A 17,538-nucleotide genomic window follows, 5' to 3' on the forward strand; every position below is an offset into this window, starting at 1 on the left:
ATTCTACCGGCTGGTGTTTACCCGCGGATTTTGTAGCCCCGGCGCAGCAGCTCCAGCGCGATGCCCGACACCACGACGAAGGCCGTGCCGACAATGGCCAGGCTGGTCCAGGGCGAGACATCGCTGATGCCGAAGAAGCCGCGCCGGAAGCCGTCGATCATGTAGAAGAAGGGGTTCAGATGGCTGATGCCCTGCCAGAACGGCGGCAGCGAGCCGATCGAATAGAACACGCCGGACAGAAAGGTCATCGGCATGATGATGAAATTCTGGAAGGCCGCCATCTGGTCGAACTTCTCGGCCCACAGGCCCGCGATCAGGCCCAGGGCGCCCAGCATGCCGGCCCCCAGCGCGGCGAACACCAAGATCCACCAGGGCTCGGCGAAGGCCGGCGGCGCGAACCACACGGTCACCAGGAACACCCCCGCCCCCACCACCAGACCGCGCAGCACCGAGGCGCCGACATAGGCGACGAACCAGGCCCAGTGCGACAGCGGCGTCACCAGCAGGAACACCAGGTTGCCGGTGATCTTGCTCTGGATCAGGCTGGACGAGCTGTTGGCGAAGGCGTTCTGCAGCACGCTCATCATCACCAGGCCCGGGATCAGGAAGCTGGTGTAGGCCACCGAGCCATAGACCTTCACATGATCCTCCAGCACATGGCCGAAGATCAGCAGGTAGAGCACGGCCGTCAGCACCGGCGCCGCCACGGTCTGGAAGCTCACCTTCCAGAAGCGCAGCACTTCCTTGTAGAACAGCGTCCGAGCGCCTTGCAAACGGATGGCGCTCATGCCGTGGCTCCTTGCATGATTTCCAGGAAAACGTCCTCCAGATCGGCCCGGCCGATCTCCAGGTCCTCGACCGGCACCTGCGCGGCACGCAGGGTGGCCAGGATGGTCTCGACTTCGGCCGCGTCATGCGCCTTGATCTGCACGATGCGGCCGGTGACGCGCGACTGCTCCAGCAGCGCCAGCGGCAGCGCCGCATCGGTCTTGAAGCGCAGCATGGTCGAGGCGCGGCCGCTCAGCAGGTCGCTGGTGCGGTCCAGCGCGACGATCTTGCCGAGCTTGAGCATCGCGATGCGGTGGCACAGCGCCTCCGCCTCTTCCAGATAGTGGGTGGTCAGGAGCACCGTGTGGCCCTCGCGGTTCAGGCGCGCGATGAAAGCCCACAGGGTCTGGCGCAGCTCGACGTCGACGCCCGCGGTCGGCTCGTCCAGCACGATCACCGGCGGCCGGTGCACCAGGGCCTGGGCCACCAGCACGCGGCGCTTCATGCCGCCGGAGAGCTGGCGCATGTTGGCGCGGGCCTTGTCGGCCAGGCCCAGGTTCTCCAGCAGCTCGTCGATCCAGGCCTCGTTGTTCTTGACGCCGAAATAGCCGCTCTGGATCTGCAGCGCCTCGCGCACGCTGAAGAAGGGATCGAACACCAGCTCCTGCGGCACGATGCCCAGCGAGCGGCGCGCGGCCGCATAGTCGGTCACCACGTCATGGCCATGCACCCGGACGGCGCCGCCGCTGGCCTGCGAGAGGCCGGCCAGGATCGAGATCAGGCTGGTCTTGCCCGCGCCGTTGGGCCCCAGCAGGCCGAAGAACTCGCCCGGCTGGATGTCGAAGGAGACGCCGTCCAGCGCCCGCACCGAGCCGCCCCGGTAGGTCTTGCTGACGTTCTGGAAGGAGATGGCCGGCAGGTCCGGCCGCAGAGACGGCATGAAAGGGGGCATGAGCATGATGGCGGCGGATTGTAGGGAGCGCGCCTCAATCGCGCTGGGCAAAGGGTTTGCCCGCAGCGCTCGCCGGCCCCACTCTGATGCCAGAATCGACGCCCATGGTCGCCAAGAAACCACGCCGTACCGCTCAGCGCATCCTCGAAGTCACGCTGGACCTGTTCAACCGCTTCGGCGAGCCCAATGTCTCGACCACGCTGATCTCGGCCGAGCTGAACATCAGCCCCGGCAATCTCTACTACCACTACCCGGCCAAGGACGAGCTGATCAACGCGCTGTTCGACGCCTACGAGCGCGAATCCGCCCCGCTGCTGGCCGCGGCCGACAATGTGCGCAACGTCGAGGACGCCTGGCTGTTCCTGCACATGCTGATCGAGCAGATCTGGAAGCACCGCTTTCTCTACCGCGACCTGAACGACCTGCTCAGCAAGAACCGCCGGCTCGAGGTGCAGTTCCAGGGCCTGCTGGCCCGCAAGGGTCAGGCCATGCGCGCGCTGATCGCCGGCCTGCAACTGGGCGGCGCGATGCCGCGGCTGGACGCGCGCGAGGTGCAGCCGCTGGCCGAATCGATGGTGGTGCTGCTGAGCTACTGGCTCAGCTATGAATATGTGCGCGACCCGCGCCATGCCCTGGAACCCGACCGCGCCGGCACGGCGTTGATGCGCGGCGCCTTCCATGGCCTGAGCCTGCTGCTACCCTACCTGGAACCGGCCTCGCGCGAGCATCTGCTGGCGCTGGCCGAGAAATACCGCTAGAGAGGAGACAACGACCATGGCCAAATGGACCGCCTTCCCCTATGACAACGCCGCATTCCGCTACGACGCCACGTCGCTGAAGAAGCAATGGGCGCGCCTGCACGCCGGCGACGCCGAGCCCTGGCCCAAGGACGCGGCCGTGCTGCAGGCCTGGCTCCATTTCCATGCCGGCGAATTCCAGCAGGCCCATGAGGCCGGCCTGGCCGCCGGCGGTGCCGGCATCACGGTCGCCAACAAGGCCCAGGCCATCTACGCCAACTACCTGGAGAAGAAGGAGAAGGTGAAGCTCGAGATGTTCCTCGAGGTCGCCGAGCGCGCCGAAGCCCAGCAGGCCGAGGACCCGAAGAACCCGAACGCCTGGTACTGGCAGGCCTATGCGATCGGCCGCTACGGCCAGGGCATCAGCGTCGCCAAGGCCCTGGCCCAGGGCTTGGGCAGCAAGGTCAAGACCGCGCTGGAAACCACGATCAAGCTGGCGCCCAAGCATGCCGACGCCCATATCGCGCTGGGCGCTTTCCATGCCGAGGTGATCGACAAGGTCGGCAAGCTGCTGGGCAAGACCCAGGGCGCCGATGCCGCCACCGGCCTGAAGCTGTTCGAGCAGGCCCTGAAGCTGAACCCGACCAGTGCGATCGCGATGATCGAGCGCGCCAACGGCCTGGTGATGCTGGAGGGCGACAAGCGCATGAAGGAGGCCGAGAGCCTGTACGCCGACGCCGCCGCCGGCGAGCCGCTGGACGCGATGGAATGCCTGGATGTCGAGTTGGCGCGTGAAGAACTGGAAGACTGAGTTCGGCGCCTTGGCGCTGGGCCTGCTGGCCGTCCTGAGCGTCCGCGCGGCCACGCCGGACGCTGCCTGGGGGGGGCCTCGACGAGCGCCTGCGGCTGCATCAGGGTCAGGTCGTGCGCCTGGGCGATCTGTTGCCCGGCGACTGGACGCATGCACGTCTGCACCGCGGCCAGCACCCGCTGGAGACCTGCTACCTGCCCGGCTGCGCGCGCGGACCGCTGCTGCTGGTGGAACTGCGCGGCGCAGCCATCACCCCAACCCTCCATGTGGCCTGGCCGGCGAGCGCGCCCGAGATCCTGGACGAACCGCTGGCCGAACTCCTGCCCGACAGCCTGGTGAGGCTGGGCACGCCGCGCCGCTAGCCGCCCCGCTGCTCCCTTTTCAGGGAGCTCTTTGCGCGTTGATTGATGATGCTGTGATGGCGAAGGTCTTGGCGCAGGAGGGCGGGCAGACCTGCTGCTACGTGTCCCCCGGCCGCTGCGCGGCCTCCTCCTTGACCTCCGCATCAGGCCCGCCCACCCTCATGCTTGGCGTTGCGTTCGGCCTTCTCCGCGAAAACCTTGCGGTGGAGAAGCCGGGATGCGGGTGTGCGCAATTGCGCAGGTCAAGGAGGAGGGCCGCGCAAAGCGGCCCGGGGGACTGAGCCCGGACACAAGTAGTCCTGAGGACTGCTTGTGCCTGGCGAAGGATCGGGCCTCAGGCCCGAGCACGGAGCAATTGCGCATGCCCGCGTCCCGGCGCCACCCGGCTCTTTGCAGGGGCCATTAAGACCTCGCCGGGAGCATCAAAAGTCAACGAACAAAGCGCCTTTTCAGTCCCCGCCCCAAGGCAGCATCAGCGCCAGCATCAGCAGCTTGTTGAACTCGGGCGCGAAGCGCTCGACGATGGCCTCCGGCTCGGGGCACAGGCCGGCATCGACGATCAGGCCGAACTCGACCCGGCCGGCATAGGTCAGGATCGAGACGCCCATGCCGATGTCGCCCGACTGCGGCACCCAGAACATCACCCGCTCCACCGTTGCGCCGCAGAACTTCAGCGGCGCGGCCGGGCCGGGCACATTGGTCATCACCGCGGTGGCCTTCTTCGCGAAGATGTTCAGCATCGCGTGCTGCACCGGCTTGATCAAGAGGCCCGCGACCGACAGCAGGCCGAAGGCCAGCACCGGCTGGAAGCTGCCCTTGAGCTCGCGCATGCGCGCCTTCACCGCGTAGAGCCGCTCGACCGGGTTCGCGATGCCGATCGGCAGCACCAGCGGCACCAGGCCGAAGCGGTTGCCCAGCTGGTAGGCCTTGTCCATCGGCCGCAGGTTCACCGGCACCATCGCGCGGATCTCCTTGCCCGCCGGGTCCTCGCCGCGCTCCGCCAGGTAGGCGCCGATCGCGCCGGCAACGCAGCTCAGCAGCACATCGTTGATCGAGGCGTCCAGGCCCTTGCTGACCGCCTTCACCGCGTCCAGCGGCAGGCTGGGCGCCCAGGCCACCTTCTTGCTCGCGCCCGGCTTGCCCTTCAGCGAGGTCGGCGAATCGTCCGGCATCAGCGCGAAGGCCGCGATGTCGCTGACCGCCTGGTAGCCCAGGCGGGCCATCTCCAGCGAGCCGTCCACCGGATGCGGCGGGTTGACCCAGGTCTCCACCCCCTTGGCCGCGCCGGCGCTGGCCAGCTTGATCGCCTTGATGCTGGCCTGGCCCAGCGGGCGCAGCAGCGCGTCGCTGAGCCAGTCCTGATCGTCGCGCGGCTGCTGCTGGCGCTTGGGCGGCGCCTGGCCGCCGTCGGTGATCGACAGCATCACCGAGATCAGCGCGATACCGTCGGCGATGCAATGGTGGATGCGCGCGATCAGCGCGCTCTGCCCGCCCTCGAAATCCTCGACCAGCTGGAACTGCCACAGCGGCCGCCGCGCATCCAGCGGCGTCGCGGCCAGCTCGCCGACGCGCGCCTGCAACAGGGCCTCGCGGCTCAGGCCGCGCCGCGGCCGCAAGGTCTCGGCCCGCACATGATGGGCAATGTCGAAATCCTCGTCCTCCACCCATTGCGCGCCCAGGGCATCCTCGGCCACCTTCTGCCGAAAGCGCGTGTACTGCAGCAGGCGTGCCTGCACCCGCTCGCGCAGGGCCTCCAGGCCGATGCCGGGCCGGATGAACCAGACGCCGACGATCATCATCAGATTGGCCTCGGTGTCCATCCGCAACCAGGCGGTATCCACCCGCGACATGCGCTCCACTTCGCCGCCCAAAGCCGTCTCCTTAGAGTGTGATGCCCACACAATGCTGGTTAACATCGCGAGCGTCCATACCGATCAACACCAAGCTTCATTGCGGGAGACAAGATGAGCCTGAAAGACCAATTCGAAGCCGCCGTGGCCGCCTCCAAGAGCCTGCCCGAGCGCCCCGACAACATGACCCTGCTGAAGCTCTACGCCCTCTACAAGCAGGGCAGCGCCGGCGATGTCGAGGGCTCGCGCCCCGGCTTCACCGACATGGTGGGCCGCGCCAAATACGACGCCTGGGCCGGCCTGAAGGGCACCTCCGGCGACGAGGCGATGCAGCAATACATCGACCTCATCGAATCCCTGAAGTAAGCCGGCCCGATCCGGCGCACCAGGCGGGCTCTTCAGCCCGCCTTTTTCTTTTTGGCCGCCGGCTTGCCACCCTCGCCCGCCAGCAGCGCGTCCAGCGCCTTGGCGATCTCGCCCTCGATCTGGCCCTTGAAGGCGCCCAGCAGCAGGCCCAGCTTGGCGCTCAGGTCGAAATGGTCGGCCGCAACGATCAGTTGGCCCTTGACGCCCGAACGGGTGAACTCGACCGTGTCGCTGGTCTTGCCCTCCAGCACCGTGCATTCCATCTCGAACTTGGCCTCGGCCTGCTCGGCCCAGGCCCAGGCGATCTCGCGAGCCCGCTGCAGGCCCAGCGCATGGTCGCGGTGAATCTTGATGTTGGCCATCAGGGGGTGCTCCTTTGTTTGCTGAGTTGCTGTCGGCGCTCGGCCTTGGGCAAGTCTGCCAGACGCCGGACCTCGGCGTAGAAGGCCGGCCAGTCGCGCCCCTGGCGCTCGAACAGCGCCTCGAACTCCGGCGTCAGCCGGTGGTAGGCGGCCTGGATCGCCAGGCTGGCATTGTTGGCGTTGGCCAGCCAGCCCTCGTAGCCCTGCCGCAGGTCCGGCTCGGCGCGCAGCTGCGCAAACAGCGCGGCCTTGGCCGCGCGCTTGGCCGGCTCGTCCTGCGGGCCCTCGTAGAGCGCCTGCAGCCGCGCCCGGTAGCCCAGCGCCAGCGCGCGAAAGCGCTCGCGGCGCTCGTTGCCGCGCCGGTACTGCTCGCGCGCCGCCGCGTCGCCATGGGCCGCCAGCCAGGCCTCGACGCCCAGGCGCTCGACCGCGGTCGCGAAGGACTCGTTGAACTCGGTGTCGTCGGCCGCATAGGCCACCTGGTGCGCCAGCTCGTGAAAGATCATGCGCGCCAGTTCGCCCTCGGGGTAGCGGATGAAGGTGTTCAAGAGCGGGTCGCCGCCGAACAGCCAGCTCCAGCCCAGGGTCGAATAGGCCGGCACGCCGTAGACCAGCACCTCCAGGCCCTCGTCGCGGCGCAGCGCGGCGGCGAAGGCCTCGGCCTCGGTGCGATCGAAGAAGCCGCGGTAGCCGGCGCAGCCCATGACCGGATAGCACCAGGTCTTCAGCTGCAGGCTCAGCTCGGGCGTGGCCACCACATTCCAGACCGCCGCGCCGCGCTGCAGGTCGGCATAGCGGCGGTAGCTGGCGTTGTCCGGCAGGCCGAGTTCGCGCGAAGCGAACTCGCGCATGCGCTGGCTGAGCAGCAGCCGCTCGCGCAGGCCCTCGTCCAGCGCCGGGTCCTGCACCAGGGTCTCGACCGCCTGGGCCGCGCCGACCAGGCGCAGATGGCCCGAGGCGGCCTGGCCGAGGTAGCCGACCTGGGCGCAGCCCGATAAACCGACCGCCGCAAGCAGTGCGAGACGGCAAACCCAGCGGCGTCCGGGGATTCGGCTTGGCCGAGCCCTCGGGCGCGCCCCCTTGAGGGGGCGGCCGCAGGCCGTAGGGGATGGTCCCATCAAGCGGTTTCGACCTCGACCAGGCAGTCGTAGAAGCTGGGCGCGCGGCCCAGGTCGGTCAGGCGCTGGTGCGTGACCTCGTTGACATTGCTGCCGCGCGGGCCCAGCTTGCGCCACCAGACACCCAGGCCGTTGACCACGCCGGGCCGCGCGCGCTCGCTGATGCGCGCGGTGCAGTGGTAGCTGCCGCGCTCGTTGAACACCCGCACCAGCGCGCCGTCGACCAAGCCGCGCGCGGCGGCGTCCAGCGCATGGATCTCGACGATCGGCTCGCTCTCGATATCGCGCAGGCTCTTGACGTTGACGAAGCTGCTGTTCAGGAAGTTGCGCGCCGGCGGCGAGATCATCGCCAGCGGGAAGCGCCGCGCCAGCTCGGGCGAGGACAGCACGCTCTCGTAGTTGGGCACGAAGTCCGCACCGCCCGCCTGGGCCCGGCCGCTGGGCGTCGGGAAGCCGCCGTTCGCGAACGGCGCCTCCCGCACCGGCAGGCTCTGCCAGCCCTGCTCGACCAGCGCGTCGAAATCGATCTCGGCGCTGAAGGCCTGACGCGCCAGCTGCTCGTCGGTCTCGGCAAAGCAGGGCTCGGCAAAGCCCATGCGTGCGGCCAGTTCGCGGAAGATCTGGGTGTTGGACTTGGCCTCGCCCAGCGGCGCAATGGCCGGCTGGTTGATCAGCACATCGGTGTGTCCATAGCTGGTGTGCACGTCCAGATGCTCCAGCTGGGTGGTGGCGGGCAGCACATAGTCGGCCAGGTCCGCGGTGTCGGTCATGAAATGTTCCAGCACCACGGTGAACAGGTCCGCGCGCTGGAAGCCCTTGACGACCTTGGGCGATTCCGGCGCCACCGCGACCGGGTTGCTGTTGTAGACGATCAGCGCCTCGACCTTGGGGCCGAAGTCCGGCGCCGCCTCGCGCAGCAGGTCGTCGCCGATCGTGCTCATATTGATCGTGCGCGGCGCCCGGCCGCCGGCGCGCAGCTCGGGCCGCTCCAGCGCCGCCATGTTCTTATAGGGCGCGAACCAGCCGGAGCTGGACAGCAAGAGGCCGCCGGCGCGCGAGCGCCAGGCGCCGGTCAGGCAGGGCAGCAGCGCGATCAGGCGCACCGCATTGCCGCCGCCGCGCACGCGCTGCATGCCGTAGTTCAGGCGGATCGCGGCCGGCGCCTCGATCGCGTTGCGCGCGCCATAGTCGCGCGCCAGGCCTTGCAGTTCCTCGACCGTGATGCCGCAGACCTCGGCCGCGCGCGCCGGCGGCCAGTCCAGCGCCTTCGTGCACAGCTCGTCCCAGTCCTCGACATGGGCGGCCAGATAGTCATGGTCCAGCCAGTCGTTGACGATCAACTCATGCATCAGGCCCAGCGCCAGCGCGCCATCCGTGCCGGGCAGCGGCGCGATGTGCTGATGGCATTTGTCGGCGGTCTCGGTCTTGCGCGGGTCGATGCAGATCAGCTTCGCGCCCTCACGCTTGGCCTTGTTGGCATAGGTCCAGAAATGTAGGTTCGACGCGATCGAGTTGCTGCCCCAGATCAGGATCAGCTTGGCCTCTGCAAAATACGGCAGGTGCATGCCGACCCGGTTGCCATAGGTCGCGGTCAGCGCCGCGGCGCCGGCCGAGGCGCAGATGGTGCGATCGAGAACCGAGGCACCAAGCTTGTTGAAGAAGCGCGCCGCCATGCCCTCGCCCTGCAGCAGGCCCATCGTGCCGGCATAGCTGTAGGGCAGGATGGCCTCGGGATCGCGCGCCGCAATGGCCGTCAGACGCGCAGCGATGTCGCTCAGCGCCTCGTCCCAGGACACCGGCTCGAAGCGCGGTGCCTCGGTCTTGGCGCTGACCCGCTTCAGCGGCCGCAGCAGGCGCTCCGCGTGATAGGTGCGCTCCGGGTAGCGCGAGACCTTGGTGCACAGCGCGCCATGGGTGCTGGGATGGTCTGGCTGCCCCTGCACCTTGATGACCCGCCCGTCCTCGACCGTGATGCGCAGCGCGCAGGTGTCGGGGCAGTCATGCGGGCAGGCGCCCTTGACGATGCGTTGCTGGGGAGCGTCGGTAACAGCGGAATTCATGCGTGAACTATTGCACAGGGTGGGCGGGGTGCGCGCCGCACGGCCCGGGGCGGACGCATGCACCTCGCACAATGACGCCCATTATTCCGCGCGAGGGAGAGGATAGAGATGCGCAGACGCGAAACCCTGAGCGCCATGGCCGGCCTGGCCCTGGCACCCGCCTGGGCCCAGGCCCAGGAGCGCCGCCGCATCGTGCTGGGCCAGTCCTGCCCGCTGACCGGCCCGGCCGCCCAGTTGGGCCTGCAGATGCAGGCCGGCGCCAAGCTCTACTTCGACGCGCTCAATGCCGCCGGCGGCATCAACGGGCTGACGGTCGAGCTGAAGACCCTGGACGACGGCTACGAGCCCGAGCGCTGCAAGGCCAATACCGAGAAGTTCATCGCCGAGGAGGTGCTGACCCTGTTCGGCTATGTCGGCACGCCCACCTCGCTGGCCGCGCTGCCGCTGGTCAACCAGCACAAGCTGCCCTTCTTCGCGCCGCTGACCGGCGCCGAGGCGCTGCGCGATCCGGCCAATCGCTGGGCCTTCCATCTGCGCGCCTCCTACGACGACGAGACCGCGCTGATCGTCAAGCAGCTGACCCAGCTGGGTCTGAACAAGATCGGCGTGTTCCACCAAAACGATGCCTACGGCAAGGCCGGGCTGGACGGCGTGCAGCAGGCCCTGCTGGCGCGCAAGCTGGCGCCGCATGGTGTCGCGACGGTGGAGCGCAACAGCGTCAACGTGGCCGCCGCGGTCAAGACCCTGGTCGCGGCCGCCCCGGAGGCGATCGTGCTGGTCAGCGCCTACAAGAGCTGCGCCGCCTTCATCCGCGAGGCGCGCAAGGCCGGCTTCGGCGGCGTGTTCTACAACCTGTCCTTCGTCGGCACGCAGGCGCTGTCGGACGAGCTGGGCAAGGAGGCGCTGGGCGTCGTGGTCAGCCAGGTCATGCCCTACCCCTTCGGCGCCAACGCCACCGGCGTCGTCGCCGAGTATCAGGCCGCGGTGCAGCGCGCCGGCGGCGATCTGAAGCCCAACTACACCGGCATCGAGGGCTACCTGGCCGCCAAGGTGCTCAGCGAGGGCCTGCGCCGCATGGGCGGCCGCCCCGGCCGCGACGCGCTGGTCGGCGCGCTGGAATCGATGGGCAACTACAACGCCGGCGGCTTCGCGGTGAAGTTCGCGCCGGGCAAGCATGAGGCCTCCGGCTTCGTCGAACTGTCGATGCTGACCGGCGACGGCAAGGTCCGTCGCTAGGCGCCCCAAGCGCCTGCAGGCGGCAGACCCCACGGGTACACTGGCACGACTCGCGGCCCTGGCACCGCGCCGGGCCGCCGCCAATACGGAGTGCCGCCATGAAGCTGATCGATTCCATCCTGGCCGATGCGCACAGCATCGCCACCCTGCGACGAGACATCCACGCCCATCCGGAGCTGTGTTTCGAGGAGGAACGCACCGCCGACCTGATCGCCCGTGCGCTGACCGAATGGGGTATTCCCGTACACCGCGGCCTGGGCAAGACCGGCGTGGTGGGCATCGTCAAGAACGGCACGTCGGAGCGCGCGGTGGGCCTGCGCGCCGACATCGACGCGCTGCCGATGACCGAGCACAACCAGTTCGCGCATGCCAGCAAGCACCCCGGCAAGATGCACGCCTGCGGCCATGACGGCCACACCGCGATGCTGCTGGCCGCGGCCAAGCATCTGGCCCAGCACCGCAACTTCGACGGCACCGTCTATCTGGTGTTCCAGCCGGCCGAGGAAGGCGGTGGCGGCGCGCGCGAGATGATCAAGGACGGCCTGTTCGACAAGTTCCCGATGGAGGCCATGTTCGGCGCCCACAACTGGCCCGGCATGGCGGCCGGCCAGTTCGCCGTGCGCAGCGGCCCGGTGTTCGCCTCCAGCAACGAGTTCAAGATCACGATCCGCGGCAAGGGCTCGCATGCCGCGCTGCCGCACAACGGCGTCGACCCGGTGCCGGTGGCCTGCCAGATGGTGCAGGCCTTCCAGACCATCATCACCCGCAACAAGCGCCCGATCGACGCCGGCGTGATCTCGGTGACGATGATCCACACCGGCGAGGCCACCAATGTGGTGCCGGACAGCTGTGAGATCCAGGGCACGGTGCGCACCTTCACGATCGAGGTGCTGGACCTGATCGAACGCCGCATGAAGCAAATAGCGGAAGCGACCGCCCAGGCCTTCGAGGCCACGGTCGAGTTCGAGTTCCACCGCAACTACCCGCCGACGATCAACCATCCGAAGGAAACCGAGTTCGTGCGCACGCTGCTGTCCGACGTGGTCGGTGCGGCCAATGTGCAGGAGTTCGAGCCGACCATGGGCGCCGAGGACTTCAGCTTCTTCCTGCTGGAAAAGCCCGGCTGCTATTTCCTGATCGGCAACGGCGACGGCACGCACCGCGAGGGCGGCCATGGCATGGGCCCCTGCATGCTGCACAACCCCAGCTACGACTTCAACGACGAGCTGATCCCGCTGGGCGGCTCGATGTGGGTGCGCATGGCCGAGGCCTGGCTGAACAGCCCCAAGCCCTGAGCGCGATGTCTGCGTCCGACTTCTTTGCGCAGAGCTACGCCGAGGCGCGGCAGAAGTTCCTCGCCGCGGTCGAGGCCGCCGGCCTGGACGCCGAGCCGCATTGGCATCCGCTCTTGGGCCGCGACGGCGAGCGCCTGGCGCTGGACATCGTCGTCGAGGGCGATCCGCGGGCCGAGCGGCTGCTGATCCTCAGCAGCGCCTGCCATGGCGTCGAGGGCTTTTGCGGCTCCGGCGTGCAGACCGCGCTGCTGCGCGACGCCGGCTGGCATGCGGCGCTGCGCGAGGCCGGCGTCGCGGTGCTGTACCTGCATGCGCTGAACCCGCATGGCTTCTCCTGGTGGCGCCGCGTCACCCAGGAGGGCGTGGACCTGAATCGCAATTTCCTGGACTTCACCCACCACCAACCCCTACCGGCCAACCCCGGCTACGACGAGATCGCCGGCGCGCTGGTCCCGCAGCAATGGCCGCCCAGCGCGGCCAACGAGGCGCAGCTGGCGGCCTATGCGGCCCGCCATGGCGAGCGCGCGCTGCAGACCGCGATCACCGGCGGGCAGTACGCCCATGAGCTGGGTCTGTTCTACGGCGGCCATGCGCCGACCTGGAGCAATGTGACCCTGCGCCATGTGCTCGAGGAGCATGGTCGCCATGCGCGACAGATCGCCTGGATCGACCTGCACACCGGCCTCGGGCCGACGGGCCATGGCGAGCGCATCTTCGCCTGCCGCGACGACGCGGCGGCGCTGGCCCGCGCGCGCGCCTGGTGGGGCGCCGAGGTGACCTCGATCTACGACGGCAGCTCCAGCTCCGCGCTGTTGCAGGGCCTGATGTGGAACGCGATCTTCGACGCCTGCCCGCAGGCCGAATACACCGGCATCGCGCTGGAGTACGGCACCCTGCCGCTGCCACAGATGATCGAGGCGCTGCGCGCCGACCATTGGCTGGAGGCCCATCCCGAGGCGCCGCCCGCGCAGGCGGCGCAGATCAAGCGCCAGATCCGCGACGCCTTCTATGTCGACACCGATGACTGGAAGCGCCAGATCGTCGAGCAGGCCTTTACGGCCGCCCGCCAGGCGCTGGCCGGCCTGAGCGCGCCGCGCGGCTGAGCCCCGGGGCGCCCGCCCCTTCCCGCTAAACAACCGTCCCATGAAGGGCGGCCGGGCGCAGCCATGGGAAAACCCGGCAATGGCCGGTCCGCCGCGGTGCTAGCCTGAGGCCCTGGCTGTCCAGATGCGGCGCGCCGCCTTCACGGCTTGACCGTCGCCTGCTGTTGAACCATCGCAAGGAGACACAGGACCATGAGACACCCCACCCGGCTCATCCTCTTGGCGCGACGGCTGACCTCGGCCCTGTGCGCCGGCACGTTGCTCGGCCTGAGCGCCGGCGCCGCGGCCAACACCCTGACCCAGAACGTGTCCTGGACCATCGACCGCGCCGGCACCAGCACCAAGTACCGCGTCGTGGCCTATGGCGACTCGATCTACGCCGGCTACAACGGCTCCGCCCTGAACGCCGCCAAGTACGCGGCGCCCACGGTGGATGCCGAGTACCTGTCGGCGCGCTGGAACGCCGACATCGAGAACGTGCGTCGCGCCAAGTCCGGCGCCGTCGCCTCGGACATCTACAACAACAAGATCGTCGCCGAGAAGTCCTATATGCAGGCCGCGTCGACGCGGGTGGTCACCTTCGAAATGTGCGGCAACGACGGCCTGCAGGCGCGCTCCGCCTTCAAGAGCCAGACCGGCACCTGCAACTACACCGCCCTGAACAACGCGGTGGCCAGCTGCAAGACCTATGTCGCGGCCGCGATGGACTTCATCAATGCCAATGCCTATGCCGGCACCAAGCTCAAGGTGATCTCCAATCTGCATTACCCCGGCTACGCGGCCGACAATGTGCAGAGCTCCTGCAAGGACGCGAGCACCGGCGCCACGGTGAACCTGCAGTCGCTGTTCCTGCCCAGGCTGGCGACGATGAACTACTGGATGTGCGAGTTCGCGCGCCAGAAGGGTTTTCAATGCGCCGACAGCTTCGCGCAGTACATGGGCGCCGACTACGACAGCAATGGCGACGGCCAGGTCGACGCCGAGGCCCTGCGCTATGTGGCGGGTGAGAGCGAGGCGGCCTATGTCGCGCGCCTGAGCACGACCCTGCGCGCGACGATCCGCGATGCCAACAGCAAGTTCGTCTCGGCCACCAGCAGCTATGACTACATCCAGTCCGACGACACCCATCCGACCTACACCGGCGGCACGGTGACGGCCGGCCTGTTCGGCGGCACGACCGGCAGCGGCGCGCCGCGCTACCCCACTATCGGCAACGGCAAGAACCCGATCTGGAATCAGTACGGTCATGAGCGCATGGGCTGGGCCATCTCCGTCTTCAACCCGGCGGCCCCCTAGCCCACCGGGCAGCAGCCAGCATCATGTCCAAGCCGCCCGCCGACCGCCGCCCGCCACGCCGCGATGAGGCGGCCTGGGGGCCCTCGCTGGGCTTTCTGGCGATCGCGCTGGGTCTGCTGGCCGGGCTGCTGTTCTGGTGGTGGCAACCGTCCCCGGCGGAGGCGCCGCCGGCCGAAACGCCCATGCTCATGTCCGCAGCCCCGATGGCCTCTGCTGCCGCTCCGCCGCAACCGCAGCCACCTAGCGCCGCGCCGCCTGTGATGGCCGCAACACAGCCCAGCGCCGCGGCCGCGCCCGGACCGCGCATCTGGCGCCAACGCGATCCGGAGGGCGACCAGACGCCGGACCTGGCCGACCATGTCAACGAGGGCGAGCGGCCCGGCATGGCCGAGGTGATCGCACGGCTGCAGGCGGCCGGCGTGCACACCGGCCTGGGCGCCTTCTCGCCTCCGGGCACGCGGCCGCCGCTGCTGGGCCTGGCGGTGCCCGAGGACTTCGAGTTGCCGCCCGGCTATGTGCGCCATTACCAGGCCACCGATGACGGCCAGCGCATCGAACCCATCCTGATGTACTCGCCGGACCGCCCACCGCTGGATTGGCAGGGCCGGCCCATTACCCTGCCGGCCAACCGCGTGGTGCCCGCGGAACTGGCCCCGGCCGGGCTGGCGATCCGCCAGATCGTGCTGCCGGCGCCCCTCGACCCGGGCCAGCCCCGACCTTGAGCCCGCCGACGCCCGTCTGGCCGCGGCTGCGCGACAGCCGCTGGACGGCCGTGCTGGCCAGCAGCCTGCTGATCGCGGCCTTCGCGCGCGGCGGCTGGGCCTGGCCGCTGGGCTTCGTGATGCTGCTGCCCTGGCTGCGCGCGCTGGATGCCGAGCGCGGCTGGCGCGGCAGCCTGCTGAGCGCCTGGGCCCTATCGGTGGGCTATACCGCCGCGGTGTTCGCCTGGCTGGGCGGTGGCATCGGCGCCTATACGCAGATCGGCGCCCCGGCGGGCCTGGCCCTGCTGCTGCTGGCCGCGCCGCTGTTCCAGCCGCAGATCCTCGTCTTCGCCCTGGTGCGGCATCTGATTGGCCGCCGGCTGGGCCCGCTGCCGGGCGGCCTCGCGGCCTGCCTGGCCTGGCTCAGCGCCGAATGGCTGCTGCCGCGCCTGCTGGACGACACGCTGGGCTATGGCCTGCATCCCGCGACCCTGCTGCGCCAGGCGGCCGACCTGGGCGGCGCCAGCGGCCTGACCCTGGCCCTGCTGCTCGGCAACGAGGCCCTGAGCGCCGCGCTGCGGCGCCACGGCCACGCGGGCGGCTGGCGCGCCGCCGTCCTGCCGCTGGCCGGCGCTGCGGCCCTGCCCGCGCTGCTGGCGGCCTATGGCGCGCTGGCGCTGGCGCGCCTGCCGGCCCCCGACAGCGGCCCGCTGCTGCGCCTGGGCCTGGTGCAATCCAACATCGCCGACTACGAGCGGCTGCGGCGCGAGCAGGGCGCCGGCGCGGTGGTGCGCGAGGTGCTGGACCTGCATTACGCGATGAGCCACGACGCGGTGGAGCGCCAGCGGGCCGACGCGGTGCTGTGGGCCGAGACCGTCTATCCCACCACCTTCGGGCGGCCGAAGAGCGAGGCCGGCGCCGAGTTCGACCGCGAGATTCTCTCGGTCGTCGAGGCGGCCGGCCGGCCCTTCGTCTTCGGCACCTACGAGCGCGACGCGCAGGGCCGCGAATACAACAGCGCCGCCTTCGTCGCGCCGGGCCGCGGCCTGCTGGGCCATTACCGCAAGACCCGACCCTTCCCGCTGACCGAGCATGTGCCGGCCTGGCTGGACGGGCCGCGCCTGCGCGCCCTGCTGCCCTGGGCCGGCAACTGGCAGCCCGGCGACGGCGCGCGGGTCTTCCCGCTGCTGCTGGCCGATGGCCGCGAGGTGCCGGTGCTGCCGCTGATCTGCCTGGACGCGCTGGACGCCGGCCTGGCGATCGATGGCGCCAGGCTGGGCGCGCGGGCCATCCTGACTCTGTCCAACGACGCCTGGTTCAGCAGCAGCGCGCAGGGCCCGGCCCTGCACCAGGCCGCGGCGGCCTTTCGCAGCATCGAGACCCGGCTGCCGCAGTTCCGCGTCACCAGCACCGGCTACAGCGGGCTGATCGACGCCAGCGGCGAGATCCACGCCGCCACGCGCTGGGGCGAGCGCGCCCTGGCCGTCGGCGCGCTGCCGGTGGGCGAGCCGCCGCCGACCCTGATGCGGCGCTGGGGCGACTGGGTCGGACCGCTGGCGAGCGCCCTGCTGGCGCTGCTGCTCTTGGGGCTCCTGATCCGGGCGCTGCAGCGCCGCGTGGTGGCTGAAGCCCCGGTATCGGCTCGCGCCGCCACGCTGCCGGTCGATCTCGCGCTGCTGCCCGGGCCCGCGCGCTGGGCGGCGGCGGCCCTGCGCGTCGGCGCGCGCGCCGGCCTGCTGTGGATGATCTGGGCCATCCTCTTCGGCGAGGGCCCGGTCCAGAGCAACACGCTGGCGCAGCTGCGCAGCTTCGTCGCGCTCTTTCTCGTGCCGGAGGCGGCCGCCTGGTGCCTGCTGCGCGCCTATGCGGCGCGGCTGGAGCTCGATGCCGCCGCCGGGCTGCTGCGCTTCACGCGCGGCGGGCGACAGCTGAGCCTGCCGCTGGCCCAACTGGCCGGCGTGCGGCCCTGGCGGCTGCCGCTGCCCGGCGCGGGCGCCAGCCTGCGGCTGAGCGACGGCCACGACTGGCGCTATGGCCTGGCCTGCGCCGACCCCTGGGCCCTGGCGCAGGCCCTGCGGGCGGTCGGCGGCCCGAGCGCCCCCGCCACGCCGGCGCAGGGCCTGGCGCTGTACCTGCGGTCACGCCCCTCTCCGTCGCCCGGCGGCCTGGGCCGCCCCTGGGTCAAGTACCTCGTGTTCCCGTTCCTGCTGGCCCTGCCCGCCTTCCGGCTGCATCAGCACATCGCCTACGGCAGCGGCCTGGGCGAGTACTACAGCTTCGGCCTCGCCGCCTATCTGAAGGGCTTCTCGCTGTGGTGGGCGGCCTGGGCCATGGCCGTGGCCCTGAGCGCCGCGGCGCTGCGCCTGCTGGTGGAGCTGGCGCTGCTGGGCGGCGCGCTGCTGCGGCCCGGGCGGCTCGCCCCGCTGCGGACCTGGGCCGAGCGGCTGGCCCTGGCCGCGCTCTACCTGGGCCTGCCCGGCTGGCTGCTGCTGCGCGCGCTGAGTTGAACTGGGCCCGCCGC

At 69.9% G+C, this 17,538-nt stretch carries 16 protein-coding genes; 10 read left to right on the plus strand and 6 right to left on the minus strand.

The window, feature by feature from the left end; all coding sequences use genetic code 11:
• Positions 1-17: 17 nt before the first annotated feature.
• On the minus strand, positions 18-788 hold the full coding sequence (locus G8A07_RS22765; RefSeq protein WP_195794220.1) for an ABC transporter permease: 771 nt from the start codon (positions 786-788) through the stop codon (positions 18-20).
• Positions 785-1,687: an ABC transporter ATP-binding protein gene (locus tag G8A07_RS22770; RefSeq protein ID WP_195797918.1), complete on the minus strand. Its 903-nt coding sequence runs from the start codon at positions 1,685-1,687 to the stop codon at positions 785-787. The genes G8A07_RS22765 and G8A07_RS22770 overlap by 4 nt, the downstream gene beginning before the upstream one ends.
• Before the next feature lie 137 nt (positions 1,688-1,824).
• Here G8A07_RS22770 and G8A07_RS22775 point away from each other — a divergent pair, with 137 nt between their 5' ends.
• The 3 genes from G8A07_RS22775 to G8A07_RS22785 all read left to right on the plus strand — a co-directional run bounded on the left by G8A07_RS22775 (position 1,825) and on the right by G8A07_RS22785 (position 3,630).
• Positions 1,825-2,478: a TetR/AcrR family transcriptional regulator gene (locus tag G8A07_RS22775; RefSeq protein WP_195794221.1), complete on the plus strand. Its 654-nt coding sequence runs from the start codon at positions 1,825-1,827 to the stop codon at positions 2,476-2,478.
• A gap of 16 nt (positions 2,479-2,494) precedes the next feature.
• A complete protein-coding gene (locus tag G8A07_RS22780) occupies positions 2,495-3,268 on the plus strand; it encodes a hypothetical protein (protein WP_195794222.1) in 774 nt (257 codons plus the stop codon).
• Between the two features lie 113 nt (positions 3,269-3,381).
• The gene (locus G8A07_RS22785) at positions 3,382-3,630 is read left to right on the plus strand and encodes a hypothetical protein (RefSeq protein ID WP_195794223.1); all 249 of its coding nucleotides are present in this window, start codon (positions 3,382-3,384) and stop codon (positions 3,628-3,630) included.
• Positions 3,631-4,079: 449 nt separating this feature from the next.
• Here the strand turns inward: G8A07_RS22785 and G8A07_RS22790 are convergent, their stop codons facing one another.
• On the minus strand, positions 4,080-5,546 hold the full coding sequence (locus tag G8A07_RS22790; RefSeq protein ID WP_249937105.1) for a wax ester/triacylglycerol synthase family O-acyltransferase: 1,467 nt from the start codon (positions 5,544-5,546) through the stop codon (positions 4,080-4,082).
• Between the two features lie 48 nt (positions 5,547-5,594).
• On the opposite strand from G8A07_RS22790, the gene G8A07_RS22795 reads away from it, so the two are divergent.
• A complete protein-coding gene (locus G8A07_RS22795) occupies positions 5,595-5,846 on the plus strand; it encodes an acyl-CoA-binding protein (protein ID WP_195794224.1) in 252 nt (83 codons plus the stop codon).
• Between the two features lie 32 nt (positions 5,847-5,878).
• Here G8A07_RS22795 and G8A07_RS22800 read toward each other — a convergent pair whose 3' ends face one another.
• The 3 genes from G8A07_RS22800 to G8A07_RS22810 are packed head-to-tail and all read right to left on the minus strand — an operon-like array spanning position 5,879 to position 9,386.
• Positions 5,879-6,208 carry a polyhydroxyalkanoic acid system family protein gene (locus G8A07_RS22800; protein ID WP_195794225.1) on the minus strand — a complete coding sequence of 110 codons (330 nt, stop codon included), beginning with the start codon at positions 6,206-6,208 and terminating at the stop codon, positions 5,879-5,881.
• Positions 6,208-7,326 (minus strand): aminopeptidase, encoded by a 1,119-nt coding sequence (locus G8A07_RS22805; RefSeq protein ID WP_195794226.1) that lies wholly within the window; start codon positions 7,324-7,326, stop codon positions 6,208-6,210. The genes G8A07_RS22800 and G8A07_RS22805 overlap by 1 nt, the downstream gene beginning before the upstream one ends.
• Positions 7,326-9,386, minus strand: a complete 2,061-nt coding sequence (locus tag G8A07_RS22810; RefSeq protein WP_195794227.1) for a molybdopterin-dependent oxidoreductase — start codon at positions 9,384-9,386, stop codon at positions 7,326-7,328. Before G8A07_RS22810 ends, G8A07_RS22805 begins: the two co-directional genes overlap by 1 nt.
• 108 nt (positions 9,387-9,494) lie before the next feature.
• Here G8A07_RS22810 and G8A07_RS22815 point away from each other — a divergent pair, with 108 nt between their 5' ends.
• The 6 genes from G8A07_RS22815 to lnt all read left to right on the plus strand — a co-directional run bounded on the left by G8A07_RS22815 (position 9,495) and on the right by lnt (position 17,524).
• Positions 9,495-10,622 carry an ABC transporter substrate-binding protein gene (locus tag G8A07_RS22815; protein ID WP_195794228.1) on the plus strand — a complete coding sequence of 376 codons (1,128 nt, stop codon included), beginning with the start codon at positions 9,495-9,497 and terminating at the stop codon, positions 10,620-10,622.
• 98 nt (positions 10,623-10,720) lie between these two features.
• A complete protein-coding gene (locus G8A07_RS22820) occupies positions 10,721-11,917 on the plus strand; it encodes a M20 aminoacylase family protein (protein ID WP_195794229.1) in 1,197 nt (398 codons plus the stop codon).
• A gap of 5 nt (positions 11,918-11,922) precedes the next feature.
• The gene (locus G8A07_RS22825) at positions 11,923-13,020 is read left to right on the plus strand and encodes a M14 family metallopeptidase (RefSeq protein ID WP_195794230.1); all 1,098 of its coding nucleotides are present in this window, start codon (positions 11,923-11,925) and stop codon (positions 13,018-13,020) included.
• Positions 13,021-13,212: 192 nt separating this feature from the next.
• The gene (locus G8A07_RS22830) at positions 13,213-14,316 is read left to right on the plus strand and encodes an SGNH/GDSL hydrolase family protein (protein WP_249937106.1); all 1,104 of its coding nucleotides are present in this window, start codon (positions 13,213-13,215) and stop codon (positions 14,314-14,316) included.
• A 23-nt stretch (positions 14,317-14,339) separates the two neighbouring features.
• A complete protein-coding gene (locus G8A07_RS22835) occupies positions 14,340-15,038 on the plus strand; it encodes a hypothetical protein (RefSeq protein ID WP_195794231.1) in 699 nt (232 codons plus the stop codon).
• Complete coding sequence (gene lnt / locus G8A07_RS22840; protein WP_249937107.1) at positions 15,035-17,524, plus strand: apolipoprotein N-acyltransferase; 2,490 nt, start codon at positions 15,035-15,037, stop codon at positions 17,522-17,524. The genes G8A07_RS22835 and lnt overlap by 4 nt, the downstream gene beginning before the upstream one ends.
• The last annotated feature ends 14 nt before the right edge of the window (positions 17,525-17,538 follow it).

It is taken from the genome of Roseateles sp. DAIF2, assembly GCF_015624425.1.
In the GTDB taxonomy this organism is placed as follows: domain Bacteria; phylum Pseudomonadota; class Gammaproteobacteria; order Burkholderiales; family Burkholderiaceae_C; genus Kinneretia.